Here is an 18693-nt window from a genome sequence, read left to right as displayed (position 1 = left end):
TCATGAAGCATTCTATCACGGCAGCGATAATGGCTGCGGGTCTGGCCTTCGGCGCGGGAGGCGCCTTCGCCGCGACCCTCGGCCTGACAACGGCCGCGCCGAGCCTATCATCGAGCACGGGTCTCATCAGCTACTTCGACGTCGATCCGGACGGCGACCTCTCGACCGGGGGCGCCGAAGTGGATGCCACCGATGGCGTGTCGCCCAGCGGGTTCACCGAGATCGGTTTCGGCGTCGGGTTCTCGCTGGCCGATCCGACGACGGGGCTGACGGGCGGTTTTGATGTCTTTGACGACGACGGTTTATTCCTCGGAGGCGATCTCTTCGCCGTGGGCTTCACGGAAGATGTCATCGAGCTGCACTTCAACAACCTCAGCGGATCGGGCGCGAGCGCCTTCGGAACCTCGGTTCTGGCGCTGATCGTCTTCGATGATCCGCTCGGCGCAAATCCGTTTGCGGCGCTGCTGGACGGGGACGAGCTCGGCGCTTCGATCACGATCTCCGACGTCGTCGCCCCGATCCCTCTGCCGGCTGGCTTGCCACTGCTGCTCGCCGGGCTGCTTGGGTTGGGCCTTGTGAGGCGCAGCGGCGCGGGGTGACCGGCTAGATCAGGCCGGATTCCAAATTCCGGGTCGATCCCCAATCCAATGAAGTCGGGTCGGAATTTCCCGCTGCGAGCGCCTCTTGTGTCGAGTTTGCGAACTGCGCCATTCGGTAAATTATATCTTGCGGCATAGTGTTGTTTTGAAATCTGTTCGGCGCATTTAATCCGCCTGCTCCGGCCCTGCGATAACGCCGCGATAACGGCCGCCCTGTCTTCTGGTGCCGGACTTCCTTTGAGGGATAATCATGGCGTTTACCGTGGCCGCGATTGGCAAGTTGAAAATTGACGATCAAGAGGGTTTGCCCCAATGCGAGGCCATCAAGGAGCGTTTTCTCGTGGTGACGCGTCTGACCGTTGGCGGGGGCTACCTTGTGCTCGCTGACGCCGGACCTGCCAGTGCGAGCTTGCCATTCCCGGCCCATCCTCGCGCCATCATTCTCGGCGCGTTGAATTGGGTGGACGAAAGCGGGCGCCAAAGGTTTTCCATGAAGACATCCATCCCGGAAAACATCGAATTCTCGGCGCCGTTTTTGCCGGCGAGCGGTTGGTTGTCGCTCTGGATTTCAAAAGGCGTTCCCGAAATCGAGGGGCGGCTTACTTTGCGGTCATCAGCTTGTGACCACCAGACCACCAGTCCCTACATCACCTGTTCGATTTCGGGGCGCTATTTCCCCTGGGAAGGGGAATTGCTTTCTCCTGAAGAGGGATTCGGGCTACAATGAATGCAAATCTCGAAAATATTTTCTCGGCGCGCGTAGGATCGCAAATTAAAATCCAACATATTCTGGGGGCAGATTTGGTGGAGAATAGAAATTCGGACCATCTGGCCATCTCGCTAGTCGGATCATTCAGGTTGTGCGCAGGCGATACCTCCCTTCTGCTTGCCAGCGTGATGAGTCGCAGACTGCTCGCCATACTTTGCCGATCCGAAGGTATGCGCCGGTCGCGCGCGGTGTTGCAGATGCTGTTGTGGGACAGCACGACCGCCGATCCGGCAGCGAGCCTGCGGCAACTTTTGCTCCAGACCAGAAAGCGCCTCGGCGACTTCGGCTCCTGTCTTCAGACCGGCGCTGACAGCGTTTGGCTGGAGGGCGTCACTGATGAGACCGATGGCGCCAATGGCCCGGAGGCCGAGTTCTTCGAGGACGCGGGGTTTGGGACCGAGGAGTTCGAGGACTGGCTCCGCCTCGAGCGGCAGGCCTTTCAGACGCAACGCGCGGAGCGCAAGAGCCGCAAGCCCCCTGCGCTGCGCGACCCGCGGTTGGTGGTCGGGCTGACAACACCCGGGGAGGTCCTGTTGGACGGCCGTCAGACGGTCGTCGCCGAATGGGTGACCAACCTGGTGCGGGATGCCTTGGGCTGGAGCGATTTCATCTGTTGCACCGACCTTCGCTTGCGCGCCGAACCACCGGAGTGCGATCTGCTGGTGTGTGTCCACGTCCTCCCCGTGGGCGGCAGCCTTGAGATTTCGGTCGCGCTGGACGATGCCGGGCGATGCCTCTGGAGCCGCTCGGTTCAAGTGCCCAATGACAAGGATCTCGCCGATCACCGAGACGCGATCCTCGAATTCGCCCAGATAACGGTCGGGCGGATCGAGGGCCTTCTGCCCGTCCTGGCCGGGCGGAACGAGGCGCCGGCCAAGCAGGAGCCGAAGCTGTTTCACGTGGTCGATCGGTTGTTCACGATGCGCCCGGCCGATGTGCGCTGGGCCGCGGAGACGCTCGACGGGTTCAGTGATCACGAGAACCTCGCCAGCATTCTGGCATGGCAGGGATTCAGCAAGATGCTGATGAATGGCGAGCGTCTGGTGGCCGATCGTGCCGCCGCCCGGAGCGAGGCCATGCACCTGATCCGAAACGCCCTGAACGTCGACCCGATGAATACAACGGCGCTGACGGTTGCGTCGCATTATCAGGCCTTCATCAAGCGCGACCTTGCCTATGCGCGCGACCTCAGTGACGAGGCGCTCGCCATCGCGCCGTTCTCGCCCTTCGCGCGCGATGTGCGCGCCACGCTGGAGCTTTACGACAACAACCTTGAAGCCGCCGTCCCCCACGCGCGGATCGCCATGAGGCTCGGGCGGTCCGGGCCGCTTCGGCATTACCTCGCGGCGACCGGGGTCATGATCGATACGCTGAGCGGCGCACACGGCCGCGCGATATCGGTGGGCCGCAGGTTGCTGTGCGAGCGCCCGAGGTTCCTGCCGGTCATGCGCCATATGGTGGCCAGCCTCGCCGCGAGCGGGGAGATGGACGAAGCGCAAACGCTTGCCAGAAGCATAAAGCGGATCGACCCGGAGTTCGGCACCGAGGCGATGACGGCCGAGCGCTATCCGCTGCCCTCCGAGCTCAGCCGGACATTCATATCGACCACCCTGCGCAGGCACGATCTCTGGGGCTAGCAAACCCATCAATCCGACGGCCGGCATCACAACTCGGGACGCAATGACATGATGATATCAAGACGTGTATTCCTGCAATCCACCGTGAGCATCTGCATCGCGGGCAGGTTATCGGCGCAAGAGCAAAGCGCGCCGGAGTGCTCGGGCAGTGGGGAGGATCCCTGCACGGCGGGCGGCCCGCTCGAAGAGATCCTCATCAAGGCGGCCCAGGTCGTGGGCGAGCCGTTTTTTCCCACGCTCACGGGCGATTTGAATTTCCTTGAGACTGCGAGTTTTCAGGAGGAAACGCTGGAAAGCTGGTGGTTTGTCGGGACCTCTCCCGGCCTCCTGCCCCCTGCGGAGCGCGCCTTCCCGGAAGGCTTGCTTGCCTTCACTTCGCAGGCTGGCAGGACCAAGACGAAGACCAAAACCAAGACGAAAACCAAGACCAAGACAAAGACCAAGACGAAAACCAAGACGAAGACGAAAGCGCGCAAGATGGCCGGGGGCGGGGCCGGCGGCATCGATCTCAACGCCTTTGCGGTGGAGGAGGTGAAATATGTCCGGCGGCTGCATGACAATTTCCATCTGATCCACGCCGTCACCGACGCGCCGCTCCTCTACGACCGAAAGGATGATGGCGGCGCAGAACATCGCCACGCTGATGGGCCTGACCCGGTGCTGAAACCTCCGCAGGAGAGCGGCCCCGCGCTGCGCGCCGAGCTTGACGCGCTGCTCGACTTTCAAAAGGCGCGTGACAGCGGCGCTGAGCAGGCGCGCATGGCCGAGGCGCTCGAAGAGGTGGATGACATCATCACGCCGTTCTTCGATGTCTTCGTGAATGACGCCGGAATGCCGACCGGGCTCCTGCGCCTTGCCAGCCTCATGGAGACCGCCGGGCATCATATCGTGGCGCCCTTCAAGGAGAGCTATCGCCGGACGCGTCCGTTCCTCAAGGACACGCGGATAAACCCCTCCGTGCCGGTCCCCAATCATGACAGCTATCCCAGCGGACACGCGCTGCAATCGCATCTCATCGCCTTCGCGCTTGTCGATGTGATGGGCGATTTCCCCCAGATGGCGCGCGAATTCATGGAAATCGCAGGGCGGATATCGGAAAACCGTGAGTTCGCGGGCGTGCATTACCGCTCGGACAGCGAGGCGGGTGAGCTCATCGCCCGCGCGAGCTTTCCGATCTTGCGCACCCTGTTCCACGAGGTCTTCGACGAGGCGGTGGTGAGCGTGCACGAAACGCTGGACGCCATCTGCGCCCATGGCACGCCGCCCCGGGTGGCGCGGCGCTACGGCGTCTCCCCCGATGCGGCGCCCGAAGCACCCGCCGTCTGGCACCGCAAGGCGATCGGCCTCACCACGAAGGAGGATGTGCACTACGGCCGCCCGAGGCATCTGCCCGTGGCAATGATCGACACGGCCATCGATGTGGGCCACCCGGAACTCTGCATCCCCGACGGCACCTCGATCATCACGCGGGACGAGCGCATCAACCTCGACTTTCCGTGCCCGTCGGAGGAAGGCACCGCGTTTTCCTCATCCGGCACGGGCCACGGGACCGCCATGGCGGGGATCATCGCGGGACGTGGGGTCGCGGCGCCGCAGGGGATCGCCCCGAACACCCGGCTGCGGGCGGCGCGCGCGTCGACCTTGCTGGCGGACCTGCACGAAAACCGCCTGTCGCTCGCGACGCTGGTCTTCGATCTGGTCTATCATGTCTCGGACAAGGCCTATCTGTCCGGGGTGGCCGATTGCACGGTGCACCCGCCCGCCGCGCTGTTGGTCGGGCCTCCTTTCGCGCGCCCCGCGCCGGAGACGTTTCTGGATCGGGATGCATTGGGCAAAATCGCGCGCTCCCTGCCGACCGGGGCGGAGGACGCCAATGCCCGTCGGAGGGCTGTGGTCCGGGCGTTCCTTGCGTCTGACCGGGCGGTGTGTGATCCGTTTCTGCTCGCATTGCTGGCGGTCAGTGACCGCACTCCGGTCATCGTGCCTGCGGGGAATGATGGGACGCCGCAGCTATCCTATCCCGCCAATCCCGATGACTATCAGCGTCTTCTGCGGGTCCTCGGATCGCCCCCCGAAGCGGCGGAAGGCGGCAAGCCCGCCCAGACCGCAGCGGAGGCCGCCGCAATCGATCTGCTGGCGCGCGAATTCACGGCGCTCACGTTGGTCGAGATTTTGGGCGGCGATGTCGAAGAGCTGCAAGCGGAACCGGTGGTGGAACTGGGAGAGACGGGGACACCCGAGCGGCCAACCCCCGAACGGTATCCCGGGCCAGCAACAACGGAAGCGCCGGAGCCCGCGCCGGGCGGTGACAAGGTTACGGTCGCATTCACGGATCTGGTGGCGGCGATCGGCGCGCTTCGCGACAGGTTTGCGCATCTGGCTGACTGGGTGCCCACCGGTTTGGCAATCGACGCGGCCGGGCCGGGCGATCCCTTTCATGGCACAGGCTTTGTCATGGTGGGCGCGGGCGTTCCGACCAACCCGGATGTCCCCGAGGCGCTGACGCGGAGCGGCTATTCGCAATACGGCCCGGGCCTCACCCTCCTTGCGCCAAGCGACGGGGACAACTTGCCGCCCGTGGCATGCGAGGAACCGATCCGCAACGGCGGTGTGGCCGGCGGCACATCCGTCGCGACGGCGGATCTGGAAGGTCATGCGGGATTTGCGGCGCATCCCGGCGAGAGTTTCTCCAAACCCCGCAGGGCAGGGGGCTTCGGCGGCACGTCCGCCGCGGCCGCCATCGTCACCGGGATGATCGCCCGGTTGGCTGAAAACCACACCACGCTGCCTCAGGACTGGGGCAAAGTCGCGCGCTGCATGATGTTGTCCCGCCGCCTGCCCGAGGCGCGGCACGGACAGACCACCGGTGGATTGAGCTTCCACCCCGAAGATCTGGAGACATGAGATGACCCGCCTGCTTGTCGCGGCGCTTGCTACGCTGACCGCCATCCCCTCGATCGCCTGGACATCCTCGAATTGCGGAGTGGAGGGGTTTGATCCCGACCTTTGCGATACCTTGCGAAAGGAAATCCTTCAGGCCGTGGAAGGCCGCGCAGATGGCTTTGCCGATATCCTGTCTATCGACCTCGACACCGAGCTCGTGACCTTCAGGGTGGAGGACACGGGCAGGGTGGAGGACACGGATCGACAAATTCAACTTGGCACCAACGGTCTGTCGACGCTCGATCAATACCTCGCATCGGTCGCGGGCGACTTCCTGACTGCCGAGATCTGGGACCTTGACGGGGACGCTAACGAGGAGAGCTTTGTCAGCACCTTTGAGCGCAGTCTCGAAGAGATCGGACCTTACGGTTTCGCGGGTGTGCCCGGCATCGAAAACCGGGAATTTCGCGACTTCGCTGACCGTCTCGCCATCCGGTCTTTGCAGCCCGACGCCTTGCAGATCGTGGCCACCGGAAAAGAAATGTCCGGCGAAAACAATAGCTTGCGGCAATACTCGTATGTGCTTCCGGATGGGGCAGCCAAAATCATAAACATCCTCAGAAACTCTCAAGAGGTGAAATGGCAATATGTCAAGCCGAGCGGCCGACCAATGTCCCTGGAAGAGTACGTACAAAGCGTCTCGGGCAACGGTCTAGATACGCTGCAAAATCGACCGGCTGAACGTGGATGCAACGCTGAGCTCTATCACGATCCCCGTTCGGGGTGCGGCCAGACCGTGCTGGCCTTGCTGGACAGTGATTTTAAGATGATGGGATCGGGTGTCTGGATTGGCGGGCGCTATGTACTGACGGCAAGTCACATCGCGAAAACCGGGAATTGGTCCGGATCGCAGGTGTTCAGTGGCCACGACATCTCTGATCGGAGGTATCCGGACGACGTCTACATGATCCCGCTGAAAAATGACCCCGGCAAGGCGACAACGGCACGTGTGCGCCACCCCGAGACCGGTGCCAAAACGCCCCTGACCGTGGTGAGACTGGCAAGCCCGCCGAAGTACCGCGTAGGCGACCCTCCCCCCGCCCAGGTGCTTGCAAACCCGTCGCAGGCGCGTTTGCGCGATACAAATTACCACGGCGTGGGCTTTGGCCTCACGGGTCAGCCGAACGTGCCTGCCGGGGTGCGCCGGAAGGGCGAGATGTCGGCGAGTTGCCTGCACGCTGATCCGAACCCGCCGGCGTCCTGCGCGGCGGATCCGATCCTCGCAGAAGGGCCATTCATGAGGCTCAAGCACCAGTTCTCACCGGATGGTACCTTCAGTTGGGCCTGCGATCTCGACAGTGGCTCGCCGGTCTTCGTCCTTGTTGACGATGCGGGCGAGGAGCGGATGGCGCTCGTGGGAATTCTGGAACAGAGTATCGACGATGAGGTCACCTGCGCCGAAGAATCCTACTTCGTCGATGTGACGCGCGACTGGATGCAGCAGGGCATCCGAAACGCAATTCTTGAGCTCGAAGGCCGCGATGAAGGTGAGGCACTGCCGGCGGGGGTTTTCACAAGCATCAGCGCGCCGCCGATTGTGCGCCGCCTCTCAACCGTGATCGCCGAACTGCCGCCGGCCCGCTTGGTCGAGTAGGGATCAAACGGCCCGATTGGCGGAGCCCTCGACGAGGTGGCGCGCGCCTCCAGCTATTTGAAATCGCAGAATTTGTGCCCTCTTGCTGCGGGTGCATTCAAAGGCGCTCTGAAGTGAAAACGCCGCCTGAATATCGCGCCGGATTTCACCTCTTTTTTCCAGTGCGGAATATCGCTTTCGCCAAGTCCGGCCCGAGCAGGGTAAGGCAATTCCAAAGCCGAAATCAAAGGGCCCGGAATCTGGTTTCGCGGTCCTGCCTTGACAGATTGACGACGTATTGTAAGCTCAACCCTAGATAAAAAAAGACTAACGCGTACTATTTGAACGCGAATATTTTTTATGTCGCCAGGGACCCGTCTTCTCAAATACTTCCCACTCCAATTGAGAGCCGCAAATATCGGCGGGCAGCACTCAGACTTAGCGGGTTTCGCGCGCACGGTTGTGTAAAAACTATCTGGTCAGCAGCGTTTCAACGCATCCGAAGTGGTCGGTCTCGACGCGGTGCGAAGGCGCTTGCTATATCGAAATTTATGCGTCGGAGGTCTTCATGGCCAAACGATTCCCGTCCACGGCCGTTGAGCGCTATTTTTTCCGACGCGGTAAATTCCAGCCAGCCTCCCTCAATGTGTTTCTGTCAGTGCAAGCTCTTTTCTCGAATAGAGCGGCGAAAGAAATGGCATTTGAGTTTCAGTCAAAACAGGCCTGCAACCCGTTGAGCCAGCCCCTAACAGGCCGGCTCGCAAGGAGTTTTTCATGAAATCGCTATTGCTCGTCAGTGCTGCCAACGACCATGAAATTTCGGCTTGGACCTATGACGATATGCCCAAGCTGATGAAGAAAAAGGCCTTCATAACACCACTGCAACTCGCGACGGTAGCGGGCATGACCGGAGACGATGTCGAGGTCGTGATCTGGGATGAACATGTGCGCGGCCCTGTCGATGAATGCGCCTTGCTCGACACCTGCGATGTGGTCGGCGTTACCGCTTTTTCGAGCCATCTGCGCCGCGCGCGCAAGATCGCGCAATTGGCCCGTGCGCGGGGGCGCTATGTCGTTCTGGGCGGCCCTGGCGTCAGCGCGGCCCCGGACACATGCCGGGAGGATTTCGACACGCTCTTCATCGGCGAGACCGAAAACACCTGGCCGCAGTTTCTTGCGGATTTCGACGCCGGAGACCCCAAGGCTGAGTACCGGTCCGCAGACTTGCCGGACATGGCGGAGTCGCCCCTGCCGAAGTGGGAGTCGATCGCGGCGGACCTTCCCTACTACGTCTCCGGCGGTGTTCAGGTCTCCCGCGGGTGCCCTTTCAATTGCGAGTTTTGCGGCGTCTGGCAGATCTTTGGCCGGAAGATGCGGACAAAGCCCGTGGATCAGGTCATCGAAGAGGTGCGGGCGCTGGAAAAGCTCGGGCTCCGGCATGTTCTGTTCTGCTCGGACAACTTCGTCGGCACGCCCAAATATGCCAAGGAGCTCTTGCGCGCGGTCATCGCATTGAACGAGGAATTCTCCTGGCCGATGATGTTCACCGCCGAGCTGGACGTCACCATCGCCCGCGATCCGGAGATGATGTCCTTGCTGGCGGACTCGAACTTCAGCGGTTTGCTGGTCGGGATCGAGACGCCCAACGTGGAGAGCCTCAAGGAAACCCGCAAGCGCCAGAACCTCCGGGGAGACCTCGTCGAGACGGTGCGACGAATTCAGTCCTACGGTGTTCCGATCGACGGCTCGATCATCGTCGGCTTTGACCATGACACGACGGAGATCTTCGAACAGCAGTACCAATTCATTCAGGACGCCTGCATCCCCCTGCCCAAGATGCATATGCTCAAGGCGATTGCCGGGACCGAGCTGCGCACGCGCATGGATGCGGCCGGCCGGATCGTCAAGGTGCCGCAGCTTGATGACGCGCGCGGATCGGACGACTATCTCGATGCCCAGATCCATACCAACATCCTGCCCGCCGGCATGAGCCGCGTCGAATTGATGCGCGGCTACCTCTGGCTGATCGAAAAGGTCTTCGACTGGGGGGCCTTCGAGACGCGTATCGCGGGCTATGTCGACAACGTGCAGCGACAGCCACAGACCAAGGTCGAGGATCCTGCGATCGGAACCGCGGCTTACCTGCGCGGCTGCACCGACCGGTTCACGCCCGAGGCCGCGACGACCATTCACCGCATGCTGGAGCGCACGGAGCGGGTGGCGCCGTTCATGCTGGCGTCGGTTGCGCGGCTTTCGTTCCGCCAGGTCTTCGAAGCCAACCGCGTCCATGTGATCCGCAAGGAGATCCTGGAGCAGATCGAGCTTGAAGAGACGGTCTGGCCGGTCGCCGAGCCGCCCGTGCCTGCGGGCGCGTCAATGGAGGCTGCGCCGACATGACCCGCATTCTGCTGATCTCCGCCGGAACCAACTTTGAAGTGTGCGACTGGATCGAACGGCACGCCAAGAACCTGACACATCAGACAGCCTATGTGGTCCCCTTGCATCTCGCGACGATTGCCGGGCTCACGCCGAAGGAGGGCTTTGAGGTCCAGATCTGGGATGAGCTGGTTCAGGGCCCGGCGGAAGTCAATCTCGATGCGGGCTACGATCTGGTCGGGATTACAGGCTATTCCGATCACTTGTCGCGGGCGCTCAAGGTCGGGCGCAAGTTCCACGAGGCAGGGATTCCGGTGGTCTTCGGAGGCGCCGGGATCACCGCCAAGCCGGATGCGGCCGAGGGGATTGCCGACGCGGTTTTTCTTGGCGAGGCCGAGCCGACGTGGCCTGAGTTTCTCAAGGACTTCGAAGCGGGGACGGTCAAGCCTGTTTATCAGACGGATCTCAAGGTCAATCTCGCCCAATCGCCGCCCCCGGACTGGGACAGCATCGCGCCGCTGATGGCCGCGGGCTACAAGAGCGGCGCCGTGGAGACCAGCCGCGGATGCCCCTTTGACTGCGAGTTCTGCGACGTCTGGATCAAGTTCGGCCGCAAGATGCGAACCAAGCCGGTCGCGCGCGTGATGGAGGAGATCGCAGCCTTCGAACGGCTGGGAATGAAGCGGGTGATGTTTGCCACCGACAATTTCATCGGCGCGCCGAAATACGCCAAGCAGGTGCTGCGCGCGGTCATCGACTTGAACGCAGGCTTCGAGCATCCGGTGTCCTTCACGACGGAGCTCACCCTGACCCTGGCCCGTGATCCCGAACTGATGGAGTTGATCGCGCGCGCGAATTTCTCGACCGTCTTCATCGGTCTTGAATCGACCAATCTGGACTCGCTGATCGAGACGCGAAAACGCCAGAACGTGCGGGGCGACATGGTCGAGGAATGCCGCCGCGTGTCCTCCTATGGGATGTCGGTCGTCGGCTCGATGATCGTCGGGTTCGACAATGACACGCCCGCCATCTTCGATCAGCAATTCACCTTTCTTCAGGAGGCGCTGATCCCGATCCCGCGGCTCAATGTCCTCAAGGCGCTGGACGGCACGGACCTCGTGGACCGGATGCGCCGGGAAGGCCGGCTCATCGACACGCGCCGCACCTATACCGAAGAAGAGATCGATGACCGCGTGGTCCGCAGCAACGTGATGTTCAAGGGCATGACACGGGTCGAGGCCCATGCGGGGTATCTGGGGCTGATGGAACGGGTCTGGGACTGGGCCAATTTCAGCGACCGGATCATCGGTTTCATCGACAACGTCTCCAACATGCCGGAGCGCAGAACCGATCCCCGGCTGGTCGCCGTTGTCGACGCCTTGCAGGCCAACATGCATGCGTTCCCACATGCAGACGAAGCCATCATCGGCAAGATACTCTCCCATGCGAAGGCGAAGGTTCCCGCGCTGGCGTGGAACGTCGCGGCGATGACGATGCTGCAGTGCTATCAGGCGGCACAGCTGCCGCAGGCGAGAAAGACCATCGAGCGCCAGATCCGGGTGGAGGAGCGGCTGGAAGCCTCTGGCGGCTACGTCATGGCGCCGGAAGCACCGCGCAGCACCGTGCCGCCTGTGCTGGAGACAACCTGATGGATGGGCGCGGGGCACGCATGGCAGACCCCGTCCAGCCGATGAAGGCGGTGATCCAGTGACGAAGCGTTTCGAGACGGAAATGAGCGCCGCCGACAGCGCCCCCCTCTGCGCGGACGGGGCCACTGGCGACATCCCCTCGCAAGCGGCCACCTCCCCAAGCTGGTGCGTCTTGCCCTGGACCCATCTGTTCATCGGCGAGACGGGGGAGTTTCGCCCCTGCTGCATGTCGCTGGAACAGCGCGGGGAAGTGAACCGCGATGCGGAGGGCGCGCCGCTGCACGCCTATGACGATCTGCCTCTCGACGATATCTGGAACTCGCCGTTCATGCGCGGGATCCGCCGAGACATGCTCTCCGGGATCACCCCCAGGGCCTGCGCCCGCTGCATGCGGGATGAAAAGCTGGGGCTTCGCAGCCACCGTCAGGCGTCGAACGCGGGCGTTGGCGATGCGGCAATCCCGGCGTTGATCGCGACATCCCAAGACGGCGCCGCGGATCCCGCCATGATCCGCAGTCTCGATGTGCGGCTCGGGAACCGCTGCAATCTCAAGTGCCGGATGTGCTCGCCGGTGTCGAGCCGGGCGATGCTGTCGGATTTCGCCGCCTTGCATGGCCGGTCCCCGGAGGATCCGAAACTGCAGGCGCTGATGGGGCGCGAAAACTGGGTGTCGTCGCCCAGCTTTCACGCCTTGTTCGAGGCCTGTGCGTCTGGTGCCGAGGAGGTGCAGTTCAGCGGCGGGGAGCCGCTGTTGATCCCGGAGATGGAAATCCTGCTCAGATCGCTGGTCGAACGCGGCATCGCGGGCGGTATCGCGCTGCATTACATCTCCAACCTGACCGTATTGCCGGACCGCTTCTTCGACTATTGGGCCCGGTTCAAGGACGTCCGCTTCCTGGTCTCGCTCGACGGCACGGGAGCGGTCGGCGAGTACATCCGGACGCCCATGCGCTGGCGGACGGTCGACAAGAACCTGCGAACGCTCAATGCCCGCGCGGCCGAGCTCAACTGCACGTTGCCCCGGATCAACGTCACGGTGCAGGCCTACAACATCTTCGATATTGACCGGACCGTGACATATATCGCGGAGCAGTTGCCCGCGTTTGGCCGCCCCTGCCTCAGCCTGCTCTACTTCCCGGAGCCCCTGGGGATCCAGATACTGCCGCAGGACATGAAGGCCGCCGCGACCGAGCGGCTTGAACGACTGCTGCGCCGGCTCGAGGGCGGTTGGCCGGAACAGTGGCGCGGCGCGGAAGCGGAAGACCTCAAGAGCAAGATCCGCGGGATCATCGAGCACATGCACGCCAGCTGCCGGGCCGACCTGCTGGACGAGTTCCGGCGGTGGACGCGCCTGCTCGATGCGCGGCGCGGCGAGGATGTGGTGCAGGCGGTGCCGGACCTCGCGCCGCTGTTCCAGACCGGGTGCCCGCCAGTTGCCCGCCCTGAAATGGAGGAGGACGCGCGTGTCGGTCACCTCTGAACAGATCGCGGGCAGCCTCGCTGCCGTACGCTGGATCGACGTGCCGTCCCATGCCGATGGTCGGGGGGTGCTCTCGGCGATCGAGTTTGGCCGCGATATCCCGTTCGAGCCGCGCCGGATGTACTACCTGCACGGCATCACAGCCGATCGCGGCGGCCATGCGCACCGCGCCACCACCCAGATCGTCATCGCGCTCAACGGTGCGATGACCATGACCCTGCGCGACGGCAATGAGCGGCGCCGCTACCGGTTTGACCGGCGCGACCGGGGCCTGTTGATCGGGCCGATGCTGTTCATCGAGATGGCAGAGATCACCGCGGATGCGCTCATCCTGGTCCTCGCGAGTTCTCACTACGACAGCGCCAGGTCTATCCGGTCCTGGCCCGCTTATCTCAAGGAGATCGGCCAGTGACCCAAGTCTTGCCGCACACCCGCCAAAACGCGCTGCTGCGCTCTGCGATGGCCGCCGACAGCACGGTGATGCCGCTGTCGCAGATCGACGGGTGGTTGGCTGAACAGAGCGCGCGGTTGGCATTGTCCAAGCGGCGGATCGCCTTTGCGGAGCTGGATCAATGGGTGTTTCGGCCCGATCCTTTGCGCCTCGGCCATAGCTCTGGCAATTTCTTCGAGATCGAGGGGATGCGCGTCGAGACGGATTTCGACCAGACGCGGAGCTGGGATCAGCCGATCATTCGGCAGCCGGAAGTCGGGATTCTGGGCGCCGTGGCCCGGAGCTTCAACGGCGTCCTGCATCTGCTGCTGCAAGCCAAGATCGAGCCGGGCAACATCAACGGTATCCAGCTGTCCCCGACCGAGCAGGCCACCCGCAGCAATTACCGCAAGGTCCACGGCGGCAACCTGCCACCATTCCACAAGTATTTCACCGAAGCCGGACATGGGCATGTTTTGGTTGACCGGCTCCTGAGCGAGCATGGCGACCGGTTCTTGCGGAAGCGGAACCGCAACGTGATCGTCGAGGTGGGTGACGATGTGGAGGCCCCCGACGGTTTCTGCTGGCTGACCATCGGCCAGATCCACCGCTTGATGCAACGCGACAACCTGATCAACATGACCACACGGTCGGTGATCAGTTGCATCCTCCCCCCGCCCGGGGAAGCGGCAAGCTATCGCGCGCTGGACCGCGCTTCCGGTTTCGGCATCCCATTGGCGGACTCGCTGCGTGGCGAACGGAGCCTGCACGCCACGGATGGTCTGTTGTGCTGGCTGTCGGATTTGCGGGCGCGCCATCATATCCGGACCTATCGGCGCGGGATCGATGCGCTGGACGGCTGGCAGTTTCAAGACGACGAGATCCGCTGGACCGGCGCGGCACCCGGCCATGCCGAAGCGGCCGGTCGCGGCGCACGTCCGCCCGGCCCCGCCGACGATCCGGGCTTCTCGGTCATTGCGGTTTCCGTGGAAGCGCATGGTCGGGAAGTGCGCCGCTGGACGCAGCCTCTGGTTCACCATCCCGGGATCGGCGTGAACGGTTTTCTCACCCGGCGGATCGAGGGCGTGTTGCATTTTCTGGTCCGGGCGTGGTTGCCACCTGGCGGCGACACGTCTTTGGAACTGGGGTCGAGCGTGTCTTGCGCCAGCCAGGCGGCGCTTGCCGCCGACGTGGCGCGGCATCCCGAGCTCGCACCGCTGCTCAACCCCGCCGCCGCGACCATCCGGCACCGCTCCATTCAGTCAGAAGAAGGCGGGCGGTTCGACCAGTACCGAAGCCTCTATCTGATCGTCGAGTCGCCGGAGGCCACGGGCCCTGTGCAGGAGCCAGACGGTATGCGCTGGATGACCCTGGGACAGATCGCGGCCTTCACCCATTTCGGGATGGTCAATATCGAAGCGCGAAATCTGCTTGCCTGCCTGAGCTTCTGCGCAGACGAGCCGGTCAGCCCGCGCATCTCCAACAACGTTGAAATGGCGTGACCGCGCCGCAAAAGAGGAAAGGAGCCAGATCGAATAAGCTGCCAAAAGCCACTGCCCGAAAGCGCTGAACACGTCGTCTCAGGAGGTGTTTGCAGCGGAGCATTGCCGCCCGCATTCGGGGATATTCCGTGTCCTGAACTGCAAGCCTGACGCTGTCGGCTTGCGGGCCTCTGGCGCATGAAACAGGGGCGAATTTTGGCGAGAAACAGACCCGAACCAGTCGGGTGAAAAGCACCCGCAACCGTTGAAACTACTGTATTTTGTACACTTCAAGTGGTAGGCTTACGTAAGGTTAATGTGCGGGGTTTCACCACCGGCCGCGCAGCCTGTTTGCAGAAGTCAACTTGACCAAACTTTTTGCTACTCAATCAAGGAGCCTTTAAATGCACTTTCTTATTCAGATCCCGGCCAAGGGATTTTTGATGCAGCTCGAACCCGAGCATCTGGCGCACTTCAGGGAAGCACTGGAAGCCAGCAGCATCACCGCTGCGTTCTGCCGTGTTGGCGGCGGTCTGGTGATCATTGCCGATCATGAAACGCCCGGGCATCTGATGGCCGAATTGCGCAAGCACCAGATCCTCGACGCGGAGGTCACGCCTCTTGTCCCGCTCAGCTCCGTGCTTGAAGGCTATATGGAACACAAGGCAACCGGCAGAGTGGGCAAAGAACTCGTTTCATGACGCCGGCACCCCTGCGAGCATGTGCGCCGGACCTCGGCACTGGGTCGAGTTCCGGCAATGGCCGTTTCCGATCAGGCTGGTCCGATGCATGCCGACCGTGACAGTGTTGCGTCTGAGCCGCTTTCGCTCTCGGGGCAACAGGCCGTGCCCTCCGCCGCCCGCGGCGCCCAGCCCCGCTTGAGGGAAAGCCGGATCTGGGGGGTCACCTCGTTTTTCGATCCCGGCGGGTCCGGGCAGGCGGCCGAGAATTTCCGTATCTTCAGCGCGCGCATCCGGGCTCAGGGCTTGCCGTTGCTGACGGTGGAGCTTGCGGTCGGGGCGCGTCCGTTCACGCTGGATCCGCAGATGAGCGACCAGCATATACGCCGCCGGACCGATGATCTGCTGTGGCACAAGGAAAGCCTTCTCAACATCGGCATCGACGCGCTCCCAGAGACCTGCGATCAGGTGGTCTGGCTTGATGCGGACGTGCTCTTCGACCGGCCCGGGTGGGTCGCGCAGACATCCGCCGCGCTGCGTGATTATCCCGTTGTCCAGCCCTTCTCCGAGGCCATCTGGTTGGCCGAGGGGGCGCAGGACCCGCCCGCCAATCCGAGGCGAGGCCATGGTGAAGGCGCCGTGATGCCGGGCATGGCCGCGACCATGGCCCATGCCCCCAACCGCCGGAGCCTGTTGCAGGACTATTTCCGCCACGGTCATCCCGGCTTTGCCTGGGCCGCACGGCGCGATCTGCTGGCGCGGCACCGTCTCTACGACCGGCATGTGATGGGCGGCGGCGATGTCACGCTGGCACACGCCTTTTACGGCGACAGGGACTATTGGCGCGGGATGAACATGGCCAGCCGCGACATGTCAGCCCCGGAGCGCGCGGCGATGGCACGGTGGTCCGGAGCGCTCCACGCGGACGTGAAGGGGAACATCGGCCATGTGGATGGCCGCATCCTGCACCTTTGGCACGGCCCGCTCGCACAGCGCGGCTACACAGAGCGCTGGCGGATCCTGAAGTCGCATGATTTCGACCCCGAGCGGGATGTCACCCTCGGCCGCGACGGATGCCTGTGCTGGGCCCCTGGCCGTGAGGATTTGCAGGCGGCGGTGCGGGCATATTTTGCCGCGCGGACGGCCTCTGCGCAGACCGGCCCCAACATCGCGGCGCCCCAGCAAACCGGGGCGGACCGCTGTCCCGCCACAGCGCCATGACCGAGCCCTCCTGCTCCTTTTGCGTGTTGCCATGGATGCACCTTTTTGCGGATGAGGCGGGCACCCTTTGGCCATGTTGCCGAACCATCGGGTCCGGTTTGCCCAATATCGACGACGCCACCGGCGAGCCCCGCACCGTCACCGCGCCGGGCGGGTTGCAGGCCGCGATGAACACCAGCACGATGCGAACGCTCCGCCGGGAGATGCTGGCGGGCGACCGGCCCGCTGCCTGCGAGCGGTGTTACCGGCTGGAGGATCTCGGCGGGCGGAGCCATCGCCAGGTTTCAAACGCACGCTGGGCCGAGACCTTGCCCGACCACGTGGCCAGCACCGCGCCGGACGGGCGGATCGAGGCCGATCTGCGGACGGCGGACCTGCGGCTGGGCAACATCTGCAATCTCAAGTGCCGGATGTGTTCTCCGCAATCGAGCAAGGCGCTGATCGCCGAGTTCGCCAAGGCAGGAGGCGCCCCGGAAACCCATCCCTATTTCGACCGCTTCCGGCGGATGGACTGGTTCGACAATGCGGAATTCTGGACCGCGCTTGAGCATGACGCGCCCAATCTCGAGAGCATCAACTTCGCCGGGGGTGAGCCGCTGCTGATCGAAGGCATGTTCGATTTTCTCGAACGGATGGTCGACACCGGGCGCGCTAAATCCCTCACCATCAGCTACAATACGAACGCGACGCTCCTGCCGGACCGGATCGCGCGGTTGTGGCCCGCGTTTCGCGCCATTCGTCTCACCGCCAGTGTCGACGGGGTCGATGCGATCAACGACTACATTCGCGCGCCCTCGAAATGGGCACGGGTCGACAGCAATCTGAGGTATTTCGATACCCACACCGAGACCCTGAACCTCTCGGGCGGCTTCACCACCAACTCGGCCATCCAGGTTCTGAACGTCTTTGCGCTTGAGCCCTTGCTCCATTACCTGCTCGGCACGCTCCGGAACAACGAATGCCCGAACCTCAGCATCGTCACCCACCCCGCCCATCTGGACACGCGCATCCTGCCGCCAAAGCTCAAGGCCCGGGCGGATTTGCGGCTCCGCGAGCTGATTGCAAAGCTTGAAAGCGGGTGGCCCGACAACCGCCACCGGCCCGATCTCATCGCCTCCGTCACGGCAATCCGGAACCACATGATGGGCAAGGATCGCAGCGAGTTGGTCCCTGAGTTCTTGCGCTGGATGGAGGTGATGGACAGCGCGCGGGGGCAATCGCTTGCGCGGACGGTGCCCGAGCTTGCCGAGCTGAAGGCAACCGCAGAGATGGCCGGGAGGCCCGACGCGACGCCGGCAGAGCCCGAGACCCGGACGCGCGCCGGCCTCCCCCGCCGGGCCGGCGGGGCCATTCCGGTCGGAGGCCTGTGAGAAGATGCACAAGCTCCGCGCCTCCGCCGCTCCGGCAAGTGTCGTTCAGGAGACCGCCGGAAGGCGCGTCTCACCGGCAGCCGCCCGTCGTCATTGCAGAGCCCGCAACCTTGGAGCACCGCGACCTTTTTGAGCACCCACGCCATTCGAAGCCACAAGGAGATTACCCCGCACATGCCTGCACATGATCTGACCCCACGGCGCTGCTGGGACGCCCTCTTGGAGGCGGTGACCGAGATCCTCGACGATCTTGGCGAGGAGCCCGGCGACATGACGCGACAGACGCAAATCAACGCGGATCTCGGCCTGTCCTCGGTCGAGGCGATACATCTGGCGATCACCCTGGAGAACCGCCTGCACATCGCGCTGCGGTTCGAGGATCTGGCGGTGCGGGACGGCGATTATGTCGATGATCTTGCCTTGGGCGAGATCCACGATTTCGTCCTCAAGAGCGCCGACATCGCGGTTGAGGCTGAATAGGAGGG

Annotated in this window: 15 protein-coding genes; all 15 read left to right on the top strand. The window is 63.3% G+C overall.

Features of this window, described 5'->3' with window-relative positions; translation table 11 throughout:
• Nucleotides 1-2: 2 nt before the first annotated feature.
• On the top strand, nucleotides 3-599 hold the full coding sequence (locus tag BM353_RS07420) for a VPLPA-CTERM sorting domain-containing protein (protein ID WP_177220487.1): 597 nt from the start codon (nucleotides 3-5) through the stop codon (nucleotides 597-599).
• Nucleotides 600-849: 250 nt separating this feature from the next.
• Nucleotides 850-1326, top strand: coding sequence for a hypothetical protein (locus BM353_RS07415; RefSeq protein WP_092078728.1), 477 nt, complete (start codon nucleotides 850-852; stop codon nucleotides 1324-1326).
• A gap of 170 nt (nucleotides 1327-1496) precedes the next feature.
• Nucleotides 1497-3005, top strand: a complete 1509-nt coding sequence (locus BM353_RS07410; RefSeq protein WP_143104122.1) for an AfsR/SARP family transcriptional regulator — start codon at nucleotides 1497-1499, stop codon at nucleotides 3003-3005.
• A 48-nt stretch (nucleotides 3006-3053) separates the two neighbouring features.
• Complete coding sequence (locus BM353_RS07405) at nucleotides 3054-5909, top strand: S8 family serine peptidase (RefSeq protein WP_143104121.1); 2856 nt, start codon at nucleotides 3054-3056, stop codon at nucleotides 5907-5909.
• Nucleotide 5910: 1 nt separating this feature from the next.
• A complete protein-coding gene (locus tag BM353_RS07400; protein WP_092078719.1) occupies nucleotides 5911-7542 on the top strand; it encodes a trypsin-like serine peptidase in 1632 nt (543 codons plus the stop codon).
• Between the two features lie 547 nt (nucleotides 7543-8089).
• Nucleotides 8090-8299, top strand: a complete 210-nt coding sequence (locus tag BM353_RS16590; protein WP_143104120.1) for a hypothetical protein — start codon at nucleotides 8090-8092, stop codon at nucleotides 8297-8299.
• Nucleotides 8296-9918: a B12-binding domain-containing radical SAM protein gene (locus tag BM353_RS07395; protein WP_092078716.1), complete on the top strand. Its 1623-nt coding sequence runs from the start codon at nucleotides 8296-8298 to the stop codon at nucleotides 9916-9918. The genes BM353_RS16590 and BM353_RS07395 overlap by 4 nt, the downstream gene beginning before the upstream one ends.
• The gene (locus tag BM353_RS07390; RefSeq protein ID WP_092078713.1) at nucleotides 9915-11546 is read left to right on the top strand and encodes a B12-binding domain-containing radical SAM protein; all 1632 of its coding nucleotides are present in this window, start codon (nucleotides 9915-9917) and stop codon (nucleotides 11544-11546) included. The genes BM353_RS07395 and BM353_RS07390 overlap by 4 nt, the downstream gene beginning before the upstream one ends.
• Before the next feature lie 58 nt (nucleotides 11547-11604).
• Entirely contained in the window at nucleotides 11605-13026 is a 1422-nt protein-coding gene (locus tag BM353_RS07385) for a twitch domain-containing radical SAM protein (protein WP_092078710.1), read from the top strand.
• Nucleotides 13010-13438, top strand: coding sequence for a sugar 3,4-ketoisomerase (locus BM353_RS07380; protein WP_218155471.1), 429 nt, complete (start codon nucleotides 13010-13012; stop codon nucleotides 13436-13438). The genes BM353_RS07385 and BM353_RS07380 overlap by 17 nt, the downstream gene beginning before the upstream one ends.
• A 47-nt stretch (nucleotides 13439-13485) precedes the next feature.
• Complete coding sequence (locus tag BM353_RS07375; RefSeq protein ID WP_143104119.1) at nucleotides 13486-14958, top strand: NDP-hexose 2,3-dehydratase family protein; 1473 nt, start codon at nucleotides 13486-13488, stop codon at nucleotides 14956-14958.
• Between the two features lie 383 nt (nucleotides 14959-15341).
• Complete coding sequence (locus BM353_RS07370) at nucleotides 15342-15638, top strand: hypothetical protein (protein WP_092078698.1); 297 nt, start codon at nucleotides 15342-15344, stop codon at nucleotides 15636-15638.
• Nucleotides 15639-15722: 84 nt separating this feature from the next.
• Nucleotides 15723-16838, top strand: coding sequence for a hypothetical protein (locus tag BM353_RS07365; RefSeq protein WP_092078695.1), 1116 nt, complete (start codon nucleotides 15723-15725; stop codon nucleotides 16836-16838).
• Nucleotides 16835-18208 (top strand): twitch domain-containing radical SAM protein, encoded by a 1374-nt coding sequence (locus BM353_RS07360; RefSeq protein ID WP_143104118.1) that lies wholly within the window; start codon nucleotides 16835-16837, stop codon nucleotides 18206-18208. Before BM353_RS07365 ends, BM353_RS07360 begins: the two co-directional genes overlap by 4 nt.
• Before the next feature lie 174 nt (nucleotides 18209-18382).
• A complete protein-coding gene (locus BM353_RS07355) occupies nucleotides 18383-18688 on the top strand; it encodes a phosphopantetheine-binding protein (RefSeq protein WP_143104117.1) in 306 nt (101 codons plus the stop codon).
• Nucleotides 18689-18693 lie beyond the last annotated feature (5 nt).

Origin of the sequence: Poseidonocella sedimentorum (genome assembly GCF_900116005.1) — a bacterium.
In the GTDB taxonomy this organism is placed as follows: Bacteria; Pseudomonadota; Alphaproteobacteria; order Rhodobacterales; family Rhodobacteraceae; genus Poseidonocella; species Poseidonocella sedimentorum.
This window is presented reverse-complemented; position numbering and strand designations above follow the sequence as displayed.